This is a genomic window from Hydrogenivirga sp. 128-5-R1-1, assembly GCF_000171895.1.
This window is the reverse complement of the sequence record NZ_ABHJ01000544.1, coordinates 1-1007: the sequence shown is the minus strand read 5'-3', so window position 1 is coordinate 1007 and position 1007 is coordinate 1. Positions and strand designations below refer to the sequence as shown.

Genomic DNA, 1007 nt, shown 5'->3' with positions numbered 1-1007 from the left:
AAAGCAAGAGCATCATCACTTGTTCTTTTCATAAATTCTGAGTTTTCAAGTATCTGTTTGCTTACAGTATTAATTTCATCTATTATTGATTTTATATTTTCTTCTATTTGAACAGTTGTAGTTTCTGTTTTTTCTGCTAAATTTCTAACTTCATCAGCAACAACGGCAAAACCTCTGCCAAATTCACCAGCTCTTGCAGCCTCTATCGCAGCATTCAATGCAAGTAAGTTAGTTTGCTTAGCAATTTCTGATATTAGGTTCAATATGTTTCGTATGTCTTCAGTTTTATCAGATAAATTTAGAACTTTTCTGGATATGTTTTCTTCTTTATCGCTTATTTCCAGTATGTCTCTTACAAGATTAGATAATGCATTTACAACTTTATTTAACTCTTCATAATTTTGACTTGCTATTTCCTGAACTTTTTTAGAAGAATTTTCAGATAAAGAAGAACTTTCTTTAATATCGTTTAAAAGCTTTTTAGCATTTGATATCTCTTCATTTTGGTACTTTACATCTTCTATTATTACTTTTGTTGCTTTGTCTACATTCTCATTGGCTTTACTTAAAATTGAAATTTTATTTTTTATTTGAATAATCATATCTCTCAACTTATCAATAAATTTATTTATAAAATTAACAGCGGTTCCAATTTCATCTTTTCTGTTAATCTCAATTTTCTTCGTAAGGTCTCCCTCTCCTTCTGCCAGGTCTTTACTTCTTGCTATTAATAAGTTCAAAGGCTTGAATATAAAAATATTAGAGAAAATAAATGAACCTAAAATTATAAATACTGTGCCGACTGTTAAAAAAACTGCCAGATTAAATAAAGCTCCTTTTATTATACTTTCACTATTTTTTAAGTTTTTATCAATATATATAACTCCAAGCACGTCTCCCACTTTTGCATTTACATGACACATGAGGCAGTACTTTTCAGCAACGGCAGGTTTATAAATTTCAACATGCTTAATTCCATTTTTTTTCTTTTCTAAAATTTTTTCTTT

1 protein-coding gene is annotated in these 1007 nt (G+C 28.4%); it reads right to left on the bottom strand.

Translation table 11 applies throughout. The features are described 5' to 3' along the window. A partial coding sequence (locus HG1285_RS00060; RefSeq protein ID WP_008289768.1) for a methyl-accepting chemotaxis protein occupies positions 1 to 1007 on the bottom strand: 1007 nt, incomplete at both ends.